18 protein-coding genes and 1 pseudogene are annotated in these 21,376 nt (G+C 70.2%); 3 read left to right on the forward strand and 16 right to left on the reverse strand.

Going from position 1 to position 21,376, the window contains the following annotated elements:
• Positions 1–4 precede the first annotated feature (4 nt).
• Positions 5–859, forward strand: a complete 855-nt coding sequence (locus ABZX30_RS26355; protein ID WP_355937657.1) for a helix-turn-helix transcriptional regulator — start codon at positions 5–7, stop codon at positions 857–859.
• Here the strand turns inward: ABZX30_RS26355 and ABZX30_RS26360 are convergent.
• A complete protein-coding gene (locus ABZX30_RS26360; RefSeq protein WP_355937659.1) occupies positions 819–2,051 on the reverse strand; it encodes an MFS transporter in 1,233 nt (410 codons plus the stop codon). The two genes, ABZX30_RS26355 and ABZX30_RS26360, sit on opposite strands and share 41 nt — an antisense overlap.
• A 354-nt stretch (positions 2,052–2,405) precedes the next feature.
• Here ABZX30_RS26360 and ABZX30_RS26365 point away from each other — a divergent pair, with 354 nt between their 5' ends.
• Both ABZX30_RS26365 and ABZX30_RS26370 read left to right on the forward strand, forming a co-directional pair.
• Positions 2,406–3,686 (forward strand): MFS transporter, encoded by a 1,281-nt coding sequence (locus ABZX30_RS26365; RefSeq protein ID WP_355937661.1) that lies wholly within the window; start codon positions 2,406–2,408, stop codon positions 3,684–3,686.
• Between the two features lie 22 nt (positions 3,687–3,708).
• Positions 3,709–4,524, forward strand: a complete 816-nt coding sequence (locus tag ABZX30_RS26370; RefSeq protein WP_355937663.1) for an ATP-binding cassette domain-containing protein — start codon at positions 3,709–3,711, stop codon at positions 4,522–4,524.
• A gap of 13 nt (positions 4,525–4,537) precedes the next feature.
• Here the strand turns inward: ABZX30_RS26370 and ABZX30_RS26375 are convergent, their stop codons facing one another.
• The 15 genes and pseudogenes from ABZX30_RS26375 to ABZX30_RS26445 all read right to left on the reverse strand — a co-directional run.
• Positions 4,538–5,464: a LysR family transcriptional regulator gene (locus ABZX30_RS26375; protein WP_355937665.1), complete on the reverse strand. Its 927-nt coding sequence runs from the start codon at positions 5,462–5,464 to the stop codon at positions 4,538–4,540.
• Between the two features lie 43 nt (positions 5,465–5,507).
• Entirely contained in the window at positions 5,508–6,524 is a 1,017-nt protein-coding gene (locus ABZX30_RS26380) for a TIGR03842 family LLM class F420-dependent oxidoreductase (RefSeq protein ID WP_355937667.1), read from the reverse strand.
• Between the two features lie 86 nt (positions 6,525–6,610).
• Complete coding sequence (gene hydA / locus ABZX30_RS26385; RefSeq protein ID WP_355937669.1) at positions 6,611–8,014, reverse strand: dihydropyrimidinase; 1,404 nt, start codon at positions 8,012–8,014, stop codon at positions 6,611–6,613.
• A gap of 2 nt (positions 8,015–8,016) precedes the next feature.
• Positions 8,017–8,862: a nitrilase-related carbon-nitrogen hydrolase gene (locus tag ABZX30_RS26390; RefSeq protein WP_355937671.1), complete on the reverse strand. Its 846-nt coding sequence runs from the start codon at positions 8,860–8,862 to the stop codon at positions 8,017–8,019.
• A gap of 90 nt (positions 8,863–8,952) precedes the next feature.
• Positions 8,953–10,335, reverse strand: a complete 1,383-nt coding sequence (locus ABZX30_RS26395; protein ID WP_355937673.1) for a solute carrier family 23 protein — start codon at positions 10,333–10,335, stop codon at positions 8,953–8,955.
• 126 nt (positions 10,336–10,461) lie between these two features.
• Positions 10,462–11,691 (reverse strand): FAD/NAD(P)-binding oxidoreductase, encoded by a 1,230-nt coding sequence (locus ABZX30_RS26400; protein WP_355937675.1) that lies wholly within the window; start codon positions 11,689–11,691, stop codon positions 10,462–10,464.
• A 3-nt stretch (positions 11,692–11,694) separates the two neighbouring features.
• Positions 11,695–11,892 carry a ferredoxin gene (locus tag ABZX30_RS26405; protein ID WP_355937676.1) on the reverse strand — a complete coding sequence of 66 codons (198 nt, stop codon included), beginning with the start codon at positions 11,890–11,892 and terminating at the stop codon, positions 11,695–11,697.
• Between the two features lie 43 nt (positions 11,893–11,935).
• Positions 11,936–12,625, reverse strand: a complete 690-nt coding sequence (locus tag ABZX30_RS26410; RefSeq protein ID WP_355937678.1) for an MOSC domain-containing protein — start codon at positions 12,623–12,625, stop codon at positions 11,936–11,938.
• A gap of 113 nt (positions 12,626–12,738) precedes the next feature.
• Complete coding sequence (npdG, locus tag ABZX30_RS26415; protein WP_355937680.1) at positions 12,739–13,428, reverse strand: NADPH-dependent F420 reductase; 690 nt, start codon at positions 13,426–13,428, stop codon at positions 12,739–12,741.
• A 25-nt stretch (positions 13,429–13,453) separates the two neighbouring features.
• Positions 13,454–14,731 carry a thymidine phosphorylase gene (locus ABZX30_RS26420; protein ID WP_355937681.1) on the reverse strand — a complete coding sequence of 426 codons (1,278 nt, stop codon included), beginning with the start codon at positions 14,729–14,731 and terminating at the stop codon, positions 13,454–13,456.
• Between the two features lie 75 nt (positions 14,732–14,806).
• Positions 14,807–16,093 (reverse strand): ABC transporter permease, encoded by a 1,287-nt coding sequence (locus ABZX30_RS26425; RefSeq protein ID WP_355937683.1) that lies wholly within the window; start codon positions 16,091–16,093, stop codon positions 14,807–14,809.
• Positions 16,090–17,388, reverse strand: coding sequence for an ABC transporter permease (locus ABZX30_RS26430; RefSeq protein ID WP_355937685.1), 1,299 nt, complete (start codon positions 17,386–17,388; stop codon positions 16,090–16,092). Before ABZX30_RS26430 ends, ABZX30_RS26425 begins: the two co-directional genes overlap by 4 nt.
• A complete protein-coding gene (locus tag ABZX30_RS26435; RefSeq protein ID WP_355937686.1) occupies positions 17,385–18,899 on the reverse strand; it encodes an ABC transporter ATP-binding protein in 1,515 nt (504 codons plus the stop codon). The genes ABZX30_RS26430 and ABZX30_RS26435 overlap by 4 nt, the downstream gene beginning before the upstream one ends.
• An 88-nt stretch (positions 18,900–18,987) precedes the next feature.
• Complete coding sequence (locus ABZX30_RS26440) at positions 18,988–20,073, reverse strand: BMP family ABC transporter substrate-binding protein (protein WP_355937688.1); 1,086 nt, start codon at positions 20,071–20,073, stop codon at positions 18,988–18,990.
• A gap of 540 nt (positions 20,074–20,613) precedes the next feature.
• A pseudogene (locus ABZX30_RS26445) lies at positions 20,614–20,841 on the reverse strand (WhiB family transcriptional regulator); the annotation flags it as partial.
• Positions 20,842–21,376: the final 535 nt, after the last annotated feature.

A 21,376-nucleotide genomic window follows, 5' to 3' on the forward strand; every position in this document is an offset into this window, starting at 1 on the left:
CACCATGTCATCTCCCGTTCCCAGCCCGGAACTCGGCGCCTTCCTCCGGGCTCACCGCGAACTGCTCAAGCCCGCCGACGTCGGACTCGGCTCGACCGCGCGCCGACGGACTCCCGGGTTGCGCCGCGAGGAGGTCGCGTCGCTGTCGGGGGTGGGCCTGGCCTGGTACACCTGGCTGGAGCAGGGCCGGGTGACCGCCTCGCGCCAGGTCCTCGGCGCGGTCGCGCGGGCGCTCAGGCTGGACGCGTCCGGGGTGCGGCACGCGATGCGGCTCGCCGGGTACCACGAGCCGGTGGCGGCGGCCGACGAGGAACGGGACCGGCTGGCCACGGCCGTACAGCCGGTCCTCGACTCCTGGCCGGCGAGTCCGGCCGTGCTGCTGGACCGGTACTTCGATCTGCTCGGCTGGAACGCCGCCTGGAGCGCGCTGTGGGGTTCGCCGGAGACCGTGCCGGCGGACCGGCGCAACCTGATGTGGCTGATGGTGGCGGACGCCCGGCTGCGGTCCGTCCTCACCGACTGGGAACCCCTGGCCATGAACGTCTTCCAGCACTTCCGGGCCCAGGCCGGAGTGGCGCTGGCCGACGCCCGCACCAGTGAGGTGTACCGCCGGCTGGAGGAGGACGCGCCGGAGCTCCGCCACTGGTGGGGGTGCCACTCGGTGGCGGAGCTCACCGCGCGCAAGGTGACCGTGGAGCCCGCGGGTACCGGCAGGATCGAGCTCACGCTGTCGTCGTTCCACCCGGTGGACGACCCGTCCACGCTGGTCCTGCTGTTCACCCCGGCCACGGAGACGGACCGGTCCCTGATGACCGGGCTCAGCCGGCGTCCGCTGCGCTCCGTCGCGGCTTCGCGCTGACCAGCAGGGCGCCGAGGGCCGACAGCAGGGCCAGGCCGGTACCGATGACGAGCGCGCCGGCCGTCACGTCCGCGAAGGCGCCGACGGCCCAGGCGCCCAGGCCCGTACCGGCGTACATCGTCGAGGTGAGCCAGGCGCTGGACGTGGCGCGCAGGGCGGGTGCCACGGTGCCGGCCAGGGTCTGCTGATCGGTGACGAAGGCGCCGCTGGCCACGAACCACAGCGCCACGCCGATCACCGCCACCACCAGCCCCGGGCCCGCGACGGCGAGCCCGATGCCGGCCGCGAGCAGCACACCCCACACCGGCAGCGGGGGCACGGGGGCCGCGCCGGCCGCGCGCGCCCGGTCACCGAGCCGCCCGCCGAGCATCGACCCCACCACGCTGCCCGCCCCCACGACGACGCCGATCAGGCCGAGTTCGAAGACGGTGAGGCCGAACCGGTCGACGAGTACGGCTCCGAGGAAGGTGTAGGCGCCCAGGTTGGCCGCGTTGAAGACCGTGTTGACCAGCAGGGCGTTGCGCAGGAACGGATCAGCCCAGCCGGAGAGCACGGCCCTGACGGCCCCGACGGTGGCGGGCTGCGGTGCGGTGGGCCGGATCTGGCGCAGCAGCAGCGGTACGGCCGCCGCCGTGCCGATCGCCAGGGCCAGGAACGCCGAGCGCCAGCCCGCGACCCCCGCGAGCAGTCCGCCCAGTGGCACGCCGACGACCTGACCGCACGAGAACAGGGCCATGCCGAGGCCCAGGGCCCGGCCTCGCACCCGGTCGGGCGCGGTCTCGGCGATGTGTGCCCAGATCGCCGGACCGGCCGCGGCGGCCGCCAGCCCGGCGACCGCGCGGGACAGCACGAGCAGCACGATGCCGGTGGACAGCGCGGCACCCACGTTGGAGACCACGAACAGCACGGACCCGGCGAGCAGTGCCCGGCGGCGCCCGAACCGGTCGCTCAGCACGCCGAGGAAGGGCGCGCAGACCGCGTACACCAGCACGTACGCGGTGACGCTGGACGCCGCGGCCGCCTCGCTGACGTCGATGTCCTTGGAGATCGTCGGCAGCAGCGGGGAGACCAGGAACGTCTCGGTGCCGAAGAGGAACAGCAGCACGAACACGCCCGCGTAGCGCAGCCGGTCGAATCGGTCGGGGCCGGCGGTGTGCACCGCGTCGGACGACGTGTCGGAGAGACTGCTCAAGCGGACCACAACCGTTCGGTCGGCGAGGAGAGGTGACCGGGTCATCGTCGGCCCGCGCCCTGCGGTCAGCCAGACAGGGGATGCTGCTGTGACCACAGGTCACAGGCTGAGCGCGAGGTCCCCTCGGTGGTGCCCCGGCGCCGCCGACGAGCCCGTGACCTCTGACGTCGACGACGGCGTGCCACGGGCGGATTCGCCGGCGCTTCTCCTGTCCTGTACCCTGCAAATGTCAGACATTTACAGGACGTGGTGTACGGCAGGCGGAGGAGCCCGCATGCGGCGTCACCCGGGCCGTCGGGCGAGCCGTCCGTGCGGCGGACCCAGCCGATACACCAGTGACCGGAGACCAGCCAAGTGAGTACGCGCCTTCCTCAGCCCCCCGCCCCGCCGGGCACGGCCCGCGACGGGTCCGCGGCCTTTCCGGCGGCGGGGCGGTCCCTGGCCGGTGCCCTGGGCATCCTGCTCGTCGCGAGCAGTCTGAGGCCGGCCATCACCTCCGTGGGGCCCGTCCTCGACGCCGTCGGCAGGGACAACGGCCTCGACAACACGACGCTGGGGCTGCTGGGAACACTGCCGCTGCTCGCCTTCGCGGTCGTGTCGCCCCTGGTGCACGGCGTCAGCCGCCGGCTGGGCGCCGAGCGCGTGGTGCTGCTGGCGCTGGCGGGCCTGCTCGCCGGCCTGGTGGTCCGCTCGCTTCCGGGTGCCGGATGGCTGTGGCTGGGCACGGTGGCGGTGGGCACGGCGATCGCCGTGTGCAACGTTCTGGTGCCCTCCATCGTCAAACGCGACCACGCGAGCCGGGTCGCGGTGATGACCGGCACCTACTCTGCCGTGATGAGCGGATGCGCCGCACTCGCCTCGGGCCTCGCCGTTCCGCTGGCCGCCGTTCTGCCCGGGGGATGGCGTACGTCGCTCGCGGTGTGGGCGCTGCCGACGCTGGTGGCGGCACTGGTCTGGAGACGGGAACGCTCCTGCGCCGCGCCGGCCGCGCAGCCGCGGCTCCGCGGCGCCTCGCAACTCCGCGGCGCCTCGCAACTCCGCGACGCCCGCGAGACCGCCGTTTCGCCGTCGGTCTGGCGCTCGGCCGTGGCCTGGCAGGTGAGCGTGTTCATGGGCTGCCAGGCCACCACCTTCTACCTGCTGATCACCTGGCTGCCGTCGATGGAGACCGATCACGGTGTCGGCTCCGGTGCCGCCGGCTGGCACCTGTTCCTCCTCCAGGCGGCGGGCATCGCCGCCGGCCTCGCCGTCCCGAGGGTGATGGGCCGGGGCGCGGACCAGCGGCCGGCCGGCGTGGTGATCACGCTGCCCCTGCTGGTGGCGGTGACCGGGATGATGCTGGCGCCCGGCCTGGCCGTGCTCTGGGTGGTCCTGGCCGGTGTGAGCGGCGGCGGCGCGATGGTGGTCGCGCTGTCCCTGATCGGGCTCCGCACCCGCACCCCGGCGCAGACGGCCCAGCTGTCCGGGATGGCACAGTGTGTCGGTTATCTGATGGCCGCTGTGGGCCCTGTGGCGGCGGGTCTGCTGCGCGACGCGGCCGGGAGCTGGACCCCGGTCTACGCCATCATGGCCGCCATCGCGCTGGCACAGACCGTCGTCGCGCTGTACGCAGGCCGGCAGCGCTACACCCACTGAGCAGTCGGAAGGAAACGGACCCGTGAACGTGCAGGACCTCGGCACCACGCAGGTACTGGCCCTCAGTGAGGTGTCGTTCGTACGGGAGGGACGGACCATCCTGTCGGACATCTCCTTCACCGCACGACGGCGCGAGCACTGGGCGGTCATCGGCCCGAACGGGGCGGGCAAGACCTGCCTGATGAACATGTGCGCGGCCGTCACCCACCCGAGTTCGGGGAGCGTCGAGGTCCTGGGCCACCGGCTGGGGCGGGTCGATCTGCGCGAACTGCGGCGGCTGGTGGGGTTCGTGCAGCCGCGCCATCCGCTGCGGTCACGGCTCACCGTCCGATCGGTCGTGCTGACCGGTGTCACCGGGACGATCGAGATCGTCCCGCGGTGGGAGCCGCCGGCCGAGGACGCGGAACGCGCCGAGGACCTGGTGCGCCTTCTCGGCATCGGGCATGTCATCGACGACCCCTGGACCACCCTGTCGCAGGGCGAGCGCGGGCGCACCCTCATCGCCCGGGCCCTGATGGCCCGGCCGCCCCTGCTCCTGCTCGACGAACCCTCCACAGGCCTGGACATGGCCGCCCGTGAGCAGCTCCTGGAGCGGCTCGCGGGGCTGTCCGACCAGATCCCGGGCCTGACGACGGTCACCATCACCCACCACCTCGAAGAGCTTCCGACCACCACCACGCACGCGATCCTGCTGCGGCGCGGCCGCATCGTGGCCGCGGGGCCCGTGCGGGAAGTCCTGTCGACCGGGTCGGTCAGCGAGACGTTCGAACACCCTGTCGAGGTCCACGCCGTCAACGGCCGGTGGATGGCTCAGGCCCGCGGTGCGGCACGAACCTGACTCCCCGGCAGCGTCAGTCCCGCGCGCCCTGCGCCCTGCGCACGGCTGTCACGTCCCGGGCGACCGTCCAGAACGCCTCGACGAGAGGCGACGTGTCCGCCCGGCGGCGGGCCAGCCACAAGCTGTACCGCAGTCCTGGATCACCCGTGGTGGGGCGCGCGGTGAGACCGGACAGAGCGTCCGGGTGAAGCAGGTCGACCTCCCAGGGGACAGCGGGGAACACGGTGTCCCCTGAGCGCCGCACCTCTTCGAGGACGGCGGGCAGAGTGGTTTCCCGCACTCCTTCGACCAGGGCTCCCGCCGCGGACAGGGGCGGCGCCATGGTTTCGAACATCCAGGCGTTCAGTCCGTGCGGGTACAGCAGTACGCGGACGTCCGCGAGGTCACCGGGTCTGATCACGGGCAGTGCCGCGAGCGGATGGCCTTCCGGTACCACCAGCCGTGCCGGGCTGTCCTGCACACAGAACATCTCCAGGTCCGGATCGGCCGCCCCCAGCATGGCGAACGTGACGTCGAGTTCGCCCTTCTTGAGACGCTGGAACAGCTGGGGGCTCCAGGCGTTCTCGAAGCGGATCTCCACACCGGGCAGCTGCTCCGCCACGGCCCGCATGATCCCTTTACGGCCCTCGCTGAGGACCGCGTAGGTCGGGGACCCCGCCCGGAGGAAGCCCCGGTGGCCTCTGGCCAGGGAACGTGCCTCCCCTCTCAGCCGCCCGACCTCGCCGAGGACCGAGCGCACCTGGGGAAGAAGCACCGCGCCGGCTTCCGTCAGGCGCGTTCCGCGCGAGGTGCGTTCGAACAGCACGAGACCCAGCTCGCGTTCCAGCCGGGAGATCTGCTGGCTGAGCGCGGACTGGGTGATGTGCTCCCGCTCAGCGGCGCGGGCGAAGTTGCCCGTGTCGCTGAGCGCCAGGAAGTACTTGAGCTGCCGTAGTTCCACTAGGTCGTCCTCCGGTCGGCCCGGCCGGCCGGCGCACTGCGGGTCACGTGTTGACGGCGGGGATGACGTCGGTGCCGTAGGCGTCGATGGTGGCGTCCACGGCGTCGTGCATGTTGTAGAGGGCGAACTGGTCGACGCCCAGCTCGCGCAGCTGCCGGAGCTTGGCGATGTGCCGGTCCGCCGGTCCGATCAGGCAGAACCGGTCGACGATCTCGTCGGGAACGAACGTGGTGTCGGGGTTCCCGGAACGGCCGTGGTGGGCGTAGTCGTAGCTCTGCCGCTCCTTGATGTACGCCGTCAGCTCCTCGGGAACCAGGTCGGAGTGCTCTCCGTACTTGGCCACGAGGTCGGCGACGTGGTTGCCGACCATGCCGCCGAACCAGCGGCACTGTTCCCGGGCGTGTGCCAGGGCCTCGGGCGAGTCGTCCTCGGTGACGTAGGCGGGAGCCGCCACACAGATCGTGACGTCGGCCGGGTCACGTCCTGCCGCGACCGCCGCGTCCTTGACGGCCTTGACCATCCACTCGGTGAGATAGGGGTCGGCCAGCTGCAGGATGAAGCCGTCCGCCTGCCGGCCGGTCATCTCCAGCGCCTTGGGCCCGTACGCGCCCATCCACACCGGGAGCGATCCGTCCGTGATCCAGGGGATCCGTAGGGACGTGCCGTCGACTTCGGCCTCGCGGCCTTCCGCGAGGTCCTTGATGACCCGCATGGCTTCCCCGATACGGGCCAGCGTGGCGGGCTTGCGGCCGGCCACCCGCATCGCGGAGTCGCCGCGGCCGATGCCGCACACCGTGCGGTTGCCGTACATCGAGTTGAGGGTGGCGAAGAGGGAGGCGGTGACCTCCCAGGTGCGGGTGGAGGGGTTCGTGACCATGGTGCCGACCGTGAGGCGTTCGGTCTGGGCCAGGATCTGGCTGTAGATGACGAACGGCTCCTGCCACAGCACCACGGAGTCGAAGGTCCAGCCGTGGGTGAAACCGCTGCGCTCGGCGCGCTTCATGCGCTCGACGAGCCGCTGGGCCGGCGGGTCGGTCTGAAGTACGAGACCGAAGTCCATGGGAATTCTCCTGAGGTGATCGGGGCGCCTGCCGAAGTGGGGCGGGCCGCCGGGGAGGTCGCGTCCCGCCCCACGGCCGGCAGGCGTCAGGTGAGGTACTGACAGGTGGAGCGCGGGGTGTAGACGCCGTGACCGGCGCGTCCGGTGTACTCCCGCTCGGTGATGACGAGTTCGCCGCGCGAGAGGACGGTCTCGACCCGGCCGGTGAGCCGTCTGCCCTCGTACGCCGAGTAGTCGGCGTTCATGTGATGGGTGGCCGCGGAGATCGTCTGTTCGGCGTGCGGGTCGTAGATGACCACGTCGGCGTCGGCGCCCGGGGCGATGGTGCCCTTCTTCGGGTACATGCCGAACATCCGGGCCGGGGTGGCACAGGCGATCTCGATCCAGCGGCGGCGCGAGATGTGCCCGTCGACGACGCCCTGGTGCAGCAGGTCCATCCGGTTCTCGACGCCCGGCATCCCGTTGGGGATCTTCGAGAAGTCCCCGCGGCCCAGCTCCTTCTGGCCGACGAAGCAGAAGGGGCAGTGGTCGGTGGAGACGACCTGGAGGTCGTTGGTCCGCAGGCCCTGCCAGAGCCTGGCCTGGTGCTCCTTGGGGCGCAACGGCGTGCTGCACACGTACTTGGCGCCCTCGAAGCCGGGTTCGGCGAGGTTGTCGGTCGACAGGAACAGGTACTGCGGGCACGTCTCGCCGAAGACGTCGAGTCCCTCGTCCCGGGCGCGCGCCAGTTCGGCGACCGCCTCCATCGCCGAGACGTGCACGACGTAGAGCGGGGCGCCGGCGACCTGCGCGAGCTTGATGGCGCGGTGGGTGGCCTCGGCCTCCAGCAGCGCCTTGCGGACCTCGCCGTGGTAGCGCGGGTCGGTCTCCCCCCGGGCGAGTGCCTGCTCCACCAGCACGTCGATGGCGATGCCGTTCTCGGCGTGCATCATGATCAGGCCGCCGTTGCCGGCGGCGCGCTGCATGGCGCGCAGGATCTGCCCGTCGTCGGAGTAGAAGACGCCGGGGTAGGCCATGAACTGCTTGAAGGAGGTCACGCCCTCGTCGACGAGCAGGTCCATCTCCTTGAGCGTCTCCTGGTGGACGTCGGAGACGATCATGTGGAAGCCGTAGTCGATGGCGCAGTTGCCCTCGGCCTTGGCGTGCCAGGCGTCCAGGCCCTCGCGCAGGCTGCGTCCGGGGCTCTGGATGGCGAAGTCGACGATCGTGGTCGTGCCGCCCCAGGCGGCGGCCCGGGTGCCGGTCTCGAAGGTGTCGGAGGCGAAGGTGCCGCCGAACGGCATCTCCATGTGGGTGTGGGCGTCGACGCCGCCCGGGATGACGTACTTCCCGGTGGCGTCGATGACCTGCCCGGCGGTCCACGCCTCGGCGGCGGGGGTGCCGGAGGCGGCGAGGGCGGCGATGCGGCCGTCCTCGATCAGGACGTCGGCGTGCAGTTCGTCGGCCGCGGTGACGACCAGGCCACCGCGGATGACGGTACGGCTGCTCACGGTCACGCCTCGGCGAGGGAGCCGTAGGCGTCGGGGCGGCGGTCCCGGTAGAACGCCCACTGCTGGCGTACCTGCTCGATCAGGCCGAGGTCGAGGTCGCGTACGACGAGTTCCTCCTTGGTGTCGGAGGCGACCTCGCCGACGTAGTTGCCGAGCGGGTCCACGAAGTAGCTGCTGCCGTAGAAGTCGTTGTCGCCGTACTCCGGTTCCTGGCCGACCCGGTTGATGGCGGCGACGAAGTACTCGTTGGCGACGGCCGCGGCGGGCTGCTCGATGGTCCACAGGTACTTGGACAGGCCGCGGTGGGTGGCGGAGGGGTTGTAGACGATCTCGGCGCCGGCCAGGCCCAGGGCCCGCCAGCCCTCGGGGAAGTGGCGGTCGTAGCAGATGTAGACACCGACCTTGCCGACGGCCGTGTCGAAGACCGGCCAGCCGAGGTTGCCCGGCTTGAAGTAGTACTTCTCCCAGAAGCCCTTGACCTGCGGGATGTGGTGCTTGCGGTACTTGCCGAGGTAGGAGCCGTCCGCGTCGATCACGGCGGCGGTGTTGTAGTAGAAGCCGGCCTGCTCGACCTCGTACACGGGAACGACGATGACCATGCCCAGTTCCTTGGCCAGCGCCTGCATCCGACGGACCGTCGGTCCGTCCGGAACGGGCTCCGCCCAGGCGTAGTGCTCGGGCTCCTGCACCTGGCAGAAGTAGGGGGCGTTGAACACCTCCTGGAACCCGATGATCTTCGCGCCCTGGCGTGCGGCCTCTCGGGCGTGTTCCTCGTGCTTGGCGAGCATGGATTCGGCGTCTCCTGTCCAGCTGGCCTGGACGAGGGCGGCGCGGACGATGCGTGACATGACGCGTCCTTCCTGGGGAGGTGGTGGTGCCGCGGCCCGGCAGAGGGGCAGCGGGGTCCGGTGGTCTGCGGCCGTGCGGGGCGCGGGGGGTCAGGACTGCTGTTCCGCGGCGGCCGTGAGCGGGGGCTCGGGGGCGGTCCGCGCCGGGTTCGCGCCTGCGGTGGCGAGGGCCAGGCGGCGCAGCGCGTGGTAGCCGACGATGCAGGTCAGCGCGCCGAGTGCGATTCCGCCGATGGAGTAGTTGTCCGTGATCTCGAGTGTGACGTCGCCGATGGCGATGATGACGCCGGCGGCGATGGGGACGAGGTTGAGGGGGTTGGAGAAGTCGACCTTGTTCTCCGCCCAGATCTTGGCGCCGAGCAGGCCGATCATGCCGTAGAGGACGACGGTGATGCCGCCGAGCACACCGCCCGGGACGGCGGCCACCAGTGCTCCGAACTTGGGACACAGTCCGAACAGGACGGCGACGAGTGCGGCGACGTAGTAGGCGGCCGTGGAGTAGACGCGGGTGGCGGCCATCACGCCGATGTTCTCGGCGTAGGTGGTGGTCGGTGAGCCGCCGACGGAGCCGGCCAGGATGGTGCCGACCCCGTCGCCGATGATCGCCCGGCCCAGGACCGGGTCGAGGTCGTCGCCGGTCATCTGGGCGACGGCCTTGACGTGGCCGGTGTTCTCGGCGACCAGGGCGATGACGGCGGGGAGGACGAGCAGGGAGAAGGAGAACGAGAAGCTGGGGGCGTGCAGGGTGGGAAGGCCGAACCAGTCCGCGCTCGCGACGGCGTCGAAGTCGACGCGCGGGTGTGTGGTGACCTTGCCGGTGGCGGCGTCCACGGCGGTGATCGGTCCGGCGGTGCGGTCCAGGAGCCAGGACAGCAGGTAGCCGAAGACCAGGCCGAGGAAGATCGCGACGCGCCCCCAGATCCCGGGCAGCAGGACGGCCATCGCGACCACGGCGCACATCGTCGCCAGCGCCACCCACTGGTCCTGCGGCCAGTAGACGGTGGCGGCGACCGGGGCCAGGTTGAAGCCGACGAGCATCACCACGGCTCCGGTCACCACGGGTGGGAACAGGCGGTTGACGATGCCCGCTCCGGCGAAGTGGATGGCCGCTCCGGCGATCACCAGGGCCACGCCGGCCACGACGAAGGCACCGGTCACGGAAGCCGAGTCGCCGCCCGCCGCGTGGATGGCGGCGACGGCGCCGACGAAGGAGGCGCTCGTGCCCAGGTAGCTGGGTACTCTGCCCCGCACGATGAGCAGGAACAGGATGGTGGCGATGCCCGACATCATCACGGCGAGGTTGGGATCGAGTCCCATCACGACCGGGAAGACGAACGTCGCGCCGAACATGGCGACCACGTGCTGGGCGCCGAGTGCGGTGGTGCGGCCCCAGGAAAGCCGTTCCTGGGGGCGTACTGCTTCACCGGGCGCCGGAGCCTGCCCGTTTCCGTAGAGTTTCCATCCGAAAGCCATGCCGGTTCTCCCTCTGGGTGGTGGACCGGCACCGGTGGAATCCGGTGCCGTCTGTGGTTCGTCCCGTGGAATGGAGGCTTGGTATGCGCGGCTCTGGCAGGGGTGGGCGTGCGGGCCCGGCCCCGGTCAGGAAGGTGACCCGACCAGTTCTGCGGCCTCCTGCAAGGAGGCGCGGGCTGCGACGAGGCGTCGGCAGCGGGCTATCTGGCTGGGCTGGTTGAAGGCGAGTGCACCGGTGAGGACACCGCCCCGGGAGTACAGGGCGATCATGCGGTCAGGGTCGCCGGCACTGCGCCGGACGGTCACGTCGTTGTCGGGTGAGATGCGGCCCGTGATCTGGATCTTCACCCCGTACTGGTCGGACCAGACGTAGGGCACCGAGGTCAGTTCCCGGCGGTCGGAGGGTGGCGCGAGAAGGTTGTGCGCGACCGTGTGCGCCTGCTCGGCCGCGTGTGTCCAGTGCTCGACCCGGAGCGACTCGCCCAGCAGCGGGTGCCACCAGCGCGAGACGTCGCCCACCGCGTAGACCGAGCCGGTCGGATCGGCCATGCCGTAGGCGTTGCAGACCACACCGTCGTCGACGGTGAGGGAAGTCCCCTGCAGCCAACCGGTGGTGGGGGTGACGCCGATGCCGATGACCACCAGGTCCGCGGGGATGTGCAGGCCGCTGGTGAGTTCGACTGCCGAGATCTTGGTGTCCGCCTGCAGTGCGGTGACGCCTTCCCCGCAGATCAGCCGCACACCGTGGGCGCGGTGCAGCCGGGCGCACTCTTCTCCGACCTCGGCCCCGACCACCCGGGCCAGCGGGGCGGGCAGGGCTTCGACGACGGTGACGTCCAGGCCGTAGGAACGTGCGGAGGAGGCGACTTCCGAGCCGATGAACCCCGCTCCGACGACGACCACTCGCTTGGAGTGCGCGAACGCCTCGCGGATGGCCAGTGCGTCGTCGATGGTGCGCAGGGTGTGCACACCCTCCAGGTCGGTCCCCGGCAGCTGTCTCGGGCTCGCGCCGGTGGCGATGACGAGTCTGTCGTAGCGCACCGTGCTGCCGTCGTCGAGGAGCACGGCGCGGCGGCCCGGATCGTGCTCGTCGCGCAGGCCCACCGCGGTGCGGCCCAAAAGGGTCTTGACGTTGAGTTCGGCGAGCCCGGCGTGGTCGCGCAGCGTGTTCTGCGCGGCGTCCCAGCGGCCGAGGAGCACCTGCTTGGACAGCGGCGGCCGGTCGTAGGGGGCGTGGGTCTCGGATCCGATGAGGGTCAGCGAGCCGGTGTAGCCGCCCGCGCGCAGACCTTCCACCGTCCGCAGGCCGGCCAGTGAGGCTCCGACGACGACGATGCTCTCGATTGCCTGTCTCATGCTCTAGCCCGCTTCGACCCAGAGCGCGGAGACAGGGCAGGCCCGGACGGCTTCCTCGACGTCCTCGCGCAGTTCTTCGGGGGCTTCGGCCTGGAGGATCGCGACCTGGCCCGCGTCGTCGATGTCGAAGACATCGGGCGCGGCCATGACGCAGTTCGCGAACCCCTCGCACTTGGCCATGTCGACTCTGATCTTGAGCATCTTCTTCCCTTGGTCTCGTGGTGTCCCGCACGGTGCGGCGTGTTCAGTCCCCGTAGAGGCGTTCCGTGTCCTCGCCCAGCCCCGGCCCGCCGATCCGTTCCAGCAGTCCGGGCCGCACCGCGTCGGCCAGGGCCGGCACCGCGAGGAGGCGGCGGGCGCCTTCCTTGTCCCGGCGGTCGACGTTCAGTACGCGATTGGCTTCGGCCACGGTCACGCCATGGTCCTGACGGTCCATCAGCCGCAGTTCCTGACCGGCCTCCACGTCGCCCTCCCGGAGAACTCTGAAGAGGTAGCCGGTGTAACCCTCCTTCTGCACGAAAAGGGCCATCTTCGGCTGCCCGTACCGGGCCGCGATCTTGTAGCAGGGGGCGCGGGGAACCGTCACCTGGACCACGGCCTCACCGATCTCGAAAACATCCCCGATCCAGACCTCCCGCTCGGTGAGGCCGCTGACGGTGAAGTTCTCGCCGAACGCGGCACTTTCCGGCATATCGAGGCCCAGACGCTCGGCCCAGTAGCCGTAGTGGGCGTGCGGATAGACACACACCGCCTTGTCCGGACCGCCGTGGTGTTCGTACACGTGCTCGTCGCCGGGGAATCCGAGTTTCCCCAGCCGCAGGGGTCCGACGACCGGTTTCTTGAGGTACGCGGTCTCGATCTCGCGGGCTCCCTGACGCAGCACTCCGACCTTACCGACATTCAACGCCAGCAACGATCCCGTCAGTTCACCCATCTCGATCCCCACCCTCGAATCCCGGTTCCTTGTGTTCCCTACATTGAGCCAGCCCCGCCCGTCCGGAGCCAGAACCAATTTCCCCACCACGCCATTAGCCGAACTGATGGCTCTCACAGGTCGGTTATGCGCAGGCCGGCATGCGCCTTGTAGCGGCGGTTGACGGATATGAGATTGGCGACCAGGGACTCCACCTGGTGGGCGTTGCGCAGCCGTCCCGCGTAAATTCCCCGCATACCGGTGATGCGCGCCGCGAGGGCCTGGACGACGTCGGTGGCGGCCCGCTCGTCGCCCAGGACCATCACGTCGATGTCGATGCCGTCGACCTCCGGGTCCTGCAACAGCACGGCGGAGAGGTGGTGGAAGGCCGCGGTGACCCGTGCCTCGGGCAGCAGTGCGGCGGCCTGCTGGGCCGCGCTTCCCTCGGCCGGTCTGAGCGCGTAGGCGCCCTGTTTGTCGAAGCCGAGCGGGTTGACGCAGTCCACCACGATCTTGCCGGCCAGTTCGGTCCTGAGCGGGCTCAGGACGTCGGCATGGCTCTCCCAGGGCACGGCGACGATCACGACGTCGCTGTCGCGTGCGGTGGCGGCGTTGTCGAGGCCGCGGATTCCCAGACCGAGGCCGGCCGCGGCCGCGGCGGCGCGCTCGGCGGTGCGGGAGCCGATGACGACCTGCTGCCCGGCTCTGGCGAACCGGTAGGCCAGGCCTCTGCCTTGGGGGCCGGTGCCACCGAGGATGCCCACCACCAGGGAGGAGACATCGGGCAGGCCGTCTGCGGCGGGCTGGGACGGAGGGGGCGTCATGGTGGTCCTTGTCGGTGAGGAGACGTCAGGCGATGCGGTCGAGCACGATCGGCGGGGCCTGGTGGGCGGTTCCGGGCGGGGAGATCTCGATGGCGCCGTCCAGTGCGGCCAGGGCGTAGCCGAACTTCTCCGGGGTGTCGGTGTGGAGGGTCAGAAGCGGCTGTCCGGCGGTGACCTGCTCGCCGGGCTTGGCGTGGATCTCGATGCCGGCACCGGCCTGGACCGGGTCCTCCTTGCGGGCACGGCCCGCGCCCAGGCGCCACGCGGACACTCCGACGCCGTAGGCGTCCAGGCCGGTCAGCACGCCGGAGGCGGAGGCGGTCAGGACGTGCTGTTCGCGCGCGACGGGCAGGGCCGCGTCGGGATCGCCGCCCTGTGCGGCGATCAGGCGGCGCCAGACGTCCATGGCCGAGCCGTCGGCGAGGGCCTTGGCCGGGTCGGTGTCGGGCAGTCCCGCCGCGTCCAGCATCTCCCGGGCCAGAGCGACGGTGAGCTCGACGACGTCGGCGGGTCCGCCGCCGGCCAGGACCTCGACGGATTCGCGTACTTCCAGGGCGTTGCCGACGGTCAGTCCCAGCGGCGTGGACATGTCGGTCAGCAGGGCGACCGTCCTCACGCCGTGGTCGGTGCCGAGCCCGACCATGGTGGAGGCCAGTTCGCGGGCCTGCGCCAGGTCCTTCATGAAGGCGCCGGAGCCGACCTTGACGTCCAGCACGAGGGAACCCGTGCCTTCGGCGATCTTCTTGGACATGATGGAGGAGGCGATGAGCGGGATGGCCTCGACCGTGCCGGTCACATCCCGCAGCGCGTACAGCTTCCGGTCGGCGGGGGCGAGGCCGTCGCCGGCCGCGCAGATGACCGCGCCGGTGTCCGTCAGGACCTGCCGCATCTCCTCGGCGGACAGCAGCGCCCGCCAGCCGGCCACGGATTCCAGCTTGTCCAGGGTGCCCCCGGTGTGGCCCAGGCCGCGGCCGGACAACTGCGGGACGGCTGCGCCGCAGGCGGCCACGAGCGGGGCCAGCGGCAGGGTGATCTTGTCGCCGACACCGCCGGTGGAGTGCTTGTCGGCGGTGCGGCGCGGCAGGAACGAGAAGTCCATGCGCTCACCGGAGGCGATCATGGCGGCGGTCCAGCGGGCGATCTCGCCGCGGTCCATGCCGTTGAGGAGGATCGCCATGGCCAGGGCCGACATCTGCTCGTCGGCGACCTCCCCACGGGTGTAGGCGTCGACGACCCAGTCGATCTGCTCGTCCGTGAGCCGACCGTGGTCGCGCTTGGTGCGGATGACGGAGATGACGTCCATACCGAATTCCTTGCTGCAGGTGATGTGTGTGGCTCGTGCGGGCCCCGGCGGGTGTGCGCGGGCCGCCCGGGACGGTCAGCTCTTGGTGTACGGGCGGCCGGCCGCCGCGGGGCCGCGGCCCCGTCCCACGAGCCCGGCGACCGCGAAGATCGTCACCACGTAGGGGAGCATCAGGAGGAAGTCGCTCGGGACCGGCGAGCCGAGGATCCCCAGGACGTTCTGGAGGTTGCTGGAGAATCCGAAGAGGAGGGCCGCGAGCGTGGCCCGCACGGGGTGCCACCGGCCGAAGATGACGGCGGCGAGCGCGATGAACCCGGCCCCGCTGGTCACGTCCTTGGTGAAGGACGGCACCGCGGCGAGCGTGAAGTAGGCGCCGCCCAGTCCGGCGATGCCGCCCGCGAGGGCCACGTTCCAGAACCGGGTGGGCCCCACCCGGATTCCCACGGTGTCGGATGCCTGGGGGTGTTCGCCGACCGCGCGCAGCCGCAGGCCCCAGCGGGTCTTGAAGAGCCCGAAGGTCACCAGCGCGACCGCCGCGTACATGACGTAGACGATCGCGGTCTGCTGGAACAGGACGGGCCCGAGGACCGGTATCCGCGACAGCAGGGGAACGCTGATGACCGACAGCTGCGGCGCGGTGTTCAGCGCCTCGGTGTGGTTCACCAGGACGGCGGTGTAGAGGAAGCTCGTCAGTCCGAGGACCAGCACGTTCAGTACGACACCGACGATCACCTGGTCGACGACGTACTTGATCGCGAAGACCGACAGGACGAACGAGATGAGCATGCCGGCGACCGTCGCGGCCAGCATGCCGGCGACCACCGAACCGGTCACGGAGGCGATCACGGCGGCCGCGAACGCACCGCCCAGGAGCTGGCCTTCGATGGCCACGTTCACGATGCCGACCCGTTCGGAGATCACACCGCCCAGCGCGCCGAAGATCAGCGGGACGCTCAGGGCGAGCGAGCCGCTCAGCAGGGTGGGAAGAGGCAGTGTGTGACCACTGGCCGCCCAGCACAGGAATCCGGTCAGCAGGTCCAGGGCGAACAGGGAGGTGAGCCAGACCGGAACGCTCGCGCCTCGCGCGACCAGGACGAAGGCGGTGGCGCATCCCGCCGCCGCGAGTGCGACCACGACGATCGATGTCGTCCGGACGCCGAGGGTCAGCAGGGGCAGGCCCAGGGCCCCGGTGGACCCCGCGTTGAAGTTGAACGTCGTCGTTCCGCGATGTCCGAACAGCAGCAGCACGACGAACGCGACGAGGGTGAACACCCCATAGGCGATCGGTGTCTTCCACACCCGGCGTACCACCGGCGCGTTCGTGTTCTGGGGGGTCGTCATGGTGGCTTCGACGGTTGTCATGCCGATGCCTCCTTCCTGCGGCGGCGCCTGTCCGCCGTACCGGGGGCCGGGGTGCGGAAGATGGCCCGGACCAGTGGTGGTGCCGCGATGAAGAGCACGATGACCGACTGGACGACCTGCACGACGTCGATCGGTACGCTCTGCGAGGCCTGCATGGCGTACCCGCCGGCCTGGAAGATGCCGAACAGGATCCCGGCGGCCAGCACGCCCCACGGCCGTGATCTGCCGAGCAGGGCGACGGTGATCGCGTTGAACCCGATGCCGGCGTCGAGCGAGTTGGTGAAACCGGATGTGGTCTGGCCCAGTACCTGGTAGGCGCCGGCCAGGCCGATGAACAGGCCGGAGACGAGCATGGCCAGCACGGTGATCCGCGGTACGTCGATACCGGCGGTGCGCGCGGCATGCGGGTTCTCTCCCACCGCCCGGAACCGGAAGCCCAGAGCGGAGCGGTTCAGCAGCCACCAGGCCACCACGACGGCGGCCACGGCGAACAGGAAGCCGAGGTTGAGGGCGGATCCGAACAGGGCCGGGAAGACCGCGCTGTGCCGCTCGGCGGGAGAGACCGGGTTGCTCGAACCCGGAGTCTGCAGCAACGGGGTGTGCAGGAAGTAGTCCAGCAGGTAGAGGGCTACGTAGTTGAGCATGATCGTGAGGATCACTTCGTGCGCGCCGGTCCGCGCTTTGATCACTCCGGCGACGCCGGCCCAGAGCGCACCGGCCGCGACACCGCCGGCCACGGCGACGAGCAGGTGCAGGCCCGTGGGCAGGGACACCGCGAAGCCGATCCAGCCGGCGACCGCGCCGGACACCAGGATCTGGCCCTGGCCGCCGATGTTGAACAGGCCGGCCCGGAACGCGATGGCGCTGCCCAGGCCCGCCGCGATGAGCGGGGTGGCGAGACCCAGACTCGTCAGCAGCGGGTGGATGCCCTCCGCGAAACCGCTGCCGTGCACGTTGTAGACGCCGCCCTGGAAGAGGGCGCCGTAGGAACCGCCGACGGCGTGCACGATCGCCGACACGGTGTCGCCGGGCCGGGCGAAGAAGTAGGGGAAGGTGGCCTGCACACCGCTGTCCGTGGCGACGATCAGGACCGCGCCCACCAGGAGCGCGACCACCACGGCCAGTACGGACAGGACCACGTTGCCCTCGAGCAGCTGCTGTGCGGCTCTGTCCCAGCGGATCCGGGCCGGGGCCACCGTCACGGCGGGGGCCTCCGGCGTCACGGGGGACCCTTCCGCGGGCGACGCCGGGGACGCCGGGGCTTCGACGACGTCCGGGCTGTGACGCTCGTTCATGCGGCGGCCTCCGCGGGCCGCTCCCCGGCCATCATCAGGCCGAGTGTCTGCCTGGGCGTGTCTGCCGGCACGATTCCCACGATCCTTCCGCGGTAGACGACCGCTATGCGGTCTGCGAGTGCGCACACCTCGTCCAGTTCGGTGGACACCACGATCACGGGGATCCCCGAGTCCCGGGCGGCGATGATCTGCTGGTGCACGAACTCGATGGAGCCGACGTCGAGGCCGCGTGTCGGCTGTGAGGCGATGAAGAGCCGGAGATCCCGGGCGAGTTCCCGCGCCAGCACGACCTTCTGCTGGTTTCCTCCGGACAGCCGTCCGACCGCGGTGTGAATGCCCTGGGCGCGCACGTCGAACTCGGCGGTCTTGCGCTGCGCGAACGCCCGGATGTCCGCGAGCCGAAGGCTGCCGAAGCGGACGAACGGGGACCTGCGGGACCGGTTGAGGATGAGGTTCTCCGCGATGGTGAACTCGGCCACGAGGCCGTCGTGCTGACGGTCCTCCGGCACGAACCCGACCCCCATCTCCACGACGTGGGCAACCGACTTGCCGCACAGCGGAGCGCCGTCCAGCGTCACGTCGCCGGCCAGGCGGTCCTGGAGCCCGAAGAGCGCCTCGGTGAGTTCGGTCTGTCCGTTGCCCTGCACACCGGCGATGGCCAGGACCTCACCCTTGTGAACGGTGAAACTCACGTCGTCCACGACCGGGCTGCCCTTGTCGTCGAACACGCTCAGTCCGCTGACCACCAGCGCGGCGTCCCCCGGCTCGCACTGCTCCTTGTCGACGGTCAGGACGACCGCGCGGCCGACCATCAGCGAAGCCAACTCGGCGTTGGAGGCGGCCGGATCGGCTTCCCCGACCACCTTGCCGAGCCGCATGACGGTGATCCGGTCGGCGACCTCACGGACCTCACGGAGCTTGTGCGTGATGAAGACGATCGCGGTGCCGCCGGCCTTCAGCTGCCGCATGATCGCCATGAGCTCGTCGGTCTCCTGCGGCGTGAGGACGGCGGTGGGCTCGTCGAACACCAGCACCCGCGCGTTGCGCGAGAGCGCCTTGATGATCTCCACACGCTGCTGGACGCCTACCGGCAGGTCCTCGATCCGCGCGTCCGGATCGATGTCGAACCCGAAGCGGGCCGAGATCTCACGCACCTTCGCCCGCGCGGCCGCCAGATCCAGCCGGCCGCCGAACCGGGTGGCCTCATGTCCGAGCATCACGTTCTCCGCGACGGTGAAGACCGGGACCAGCATGAAATGCTGGTGGACCATGCCGATCCCGGCACGCATCGCGTCGCCCGGCCCCGCGAAGTGCTGCTCCTGGTCGTCCAGCAAGATCTTTCCCTCGTCGGCGCGGTAAAGGCCGTAGAGGACGTTCATCAGGGTTGACTTCCCCGCCCCGTTCTCGCCGAGGAGGCAGTGGATTTCACCCGGTTCGACCACGAGGTCGATGTGGTCGTTCGCCGTCAGGGCGCCGAATCTCTTGGTGATGCCGCGGAGTTCGAGTTTCATCAGATCCTCAGCCTGCTGCTGTCTACTGCGGGAGAGTTCACTGCCGCCGCCGGGCCGGAACAGCGCGCACCGGCCCGGCGCGGCCCGGCTACCGGGTGATGGCCGACGGTGAGGTGACCTTGATGGTTCCGTCGACGATGCCCTGCTTGACCTCGTCGAGTTCCTTCGTCAGACCGGCCGGGACCTTCGAGGCGAAGGAGTGGAACGGGGAGAGGCCGACTCCGCCGTTCTTCAGCGTCCCGACGTACTGCGTGTTGTCGAACGTCTTGCTCCGCGCCGACGCGAGGACCGCGTCCTCGGTCACCGTCTGGATCTCCTTGAGGATGGAGGTCAGGAAGAGGTCCTTGTATCCGCTCGTGTCGGTCTCGTGGATGTCCGCGTCCACACCCACCAGGACCTGGTCCCCGCCGTCGCTCTTGATCGCGGCGGCGGCACCCTGGTACAGCGAGCCGGCGACCGGGATGACCACGTCGGCGTTCTGGCTCAGGAAGTTCGATGTGATCGTCTTGGCCTTGTTCTGGTCGGTGAAGTCACCGGAGAACGTGCCGCGCTGCTTCTTCACGTTCCAGCCGAGCAGTTTCACATGGGCCTTGTGCTGCTTGTTGTAGTAGGCGATACCGTCGGCGACGCCGTCCATGTAGAGGGTGACCGGCGGAATCTGCACGCCGCCCCACGTGGCCACGACCTTGGTCTTCGAGTAGGCGGCAGCCGCGTACCCGCCCAGGAAGGCGGCCTCGTTCGTCGCGAAGACGACGGACTTGACGTTCTTCGCCTTGATCGAGTCGTCATCGATCATGAGGAAGTCCGTGGCCGGGTTCTTGGCCGCGGCGGTCTTCACGGTCGCCACGAGGTCGAAGCCGGCCGCCGCGATGATGTCGCACTTCTGGGCGACCAGGTTCTCGGCGTTCGTCGCGTAGTCGTTCGGGGTGGCGGACTCGACGGCCTTGTAGGAGCCGCCCAGCTTCTTCGCGACGGCCTTCACACCTTCCAGACCGAGCTGGTTGAAGGAATGGTCGTTGAAGCCTCCGTTCCCGGAGACGATGCAGGGAAGGTAGGCCGAAGCGGCGGTGGCGGCGGTTTTGTCCGATGCCTTCGGGGGCGCCGAACATCCTGCGACAAGTGCGACGAGTGCGGTTCCCGCACCCATGACGAGGGTTCTCTTGGAGAGAGCCATGATTCCTCCGGAGCTGACGAGAAGGGCGAAGTGTCCGGACAGCGGCAGAGCTTTTCGAAGCGGTCGGGCACCAGCACTGATGTGTCCAGGGCGACGGGGATCGCCTGGCGGCGGGGAACACCACTCGATCAGGCTGGGAATTCGGGATCCTGGCCCCGCACATCCTCTGGCCTGCTTCGATGCCCACAGTCAGCCAGGCCCGCCCCGATCCGGCCAGATCGGATCAGGGATAGGGCGATAAGCAGAACTAATAGCAGAGCACCGGTGAACACAGCGTGACGCCGCTGACCGGGAGAAAAACGCAACCGCGCGGTCAGGCACCGGCGCGATGCGGGGAGTAACGGTCTGGTTTCGGCCACCCGCGGCACGCTGGGCACCAGCCGGCGCCCGGCTGCCCGGGCGCGCCCCGGGCAGGCCCCCGCGGAAGGATCACGCCGGCCGACGGCGAGCGGAGACACCGGCGGGCCCGGCCCCTGCGCTCCCCTCCCGGGCCGCGTTGCGAACGGCTTCGCGTGTGGCCCGGGCGCGGGACTGGTAGATCTTCCGCTTGAGGACGCCGCGCTCGTCCCGGTTCAGTCCGCCCCACACCCCGGACTGCTGGTTGTGCTCCAAAGCCCAGTCCAGACAGGCGGTTCGCACCGGGCAACGGGCACAGAGCGCCTTCGCCTCCCCCTCCAAGCGGGTTCGCGACTCCTCCGTCCGGGCGGTTTCGGCAGCGAAGAACAACTCCGCGTCATCCGTGCAGACGGCTCCGTACCTCCAGTCCATTCCTTCACTCCCAGAGAGAAATGCGCGGGACGGCCACGCGATCACGCGGGACGTGCCCGAAGCCGAGGCGCGGGCCACGGGCGGTCCGGGCAAGCCGGCCCTTCCCTGGCCGCGATCGATGCAGTACCTTTCACCACTCCGGCCGGCACGGCCCATCGCCGTCCCGCCGATCCGGTATCCCCCGTCGCGTCGGGCAGGTACTCCGCGCGGTCACCGGCGTCCGCCTCCGGGCCGTCCAGGACTGCGATGTGGGGAGGTTCACCCACCGGGCATCACACCCGTACATGTAAATGTCCTACAAATATAGGCAGCTGTCTTCGGTGCCGCAACAGCGTCAGATCCTCCCTATTCGGTGGCGGGACAGCATGCGGTGGTGGGACACCATGCGGCGGCGGGACACCATCGCACGCGAGACACGATCGAGAGAGAACGAATTCCATGACCTCGGTAACCGGCCCGACCGAGAACTCCATGCGTCGCGCCCTGAAACGGGCCCGTGAGGGCGTCGCCCTCGACGTCGCCGAGGCGGCCGTGC

The organism is Streptomyces sp. NPDC004542, assembly GCF_040610035.1.
Classification (GTDB): domain Bacteria; phylum Actinomycetota; class Actinomycetes; order Streptomycetales; family Streptomycetaceae; genus Streptomyces.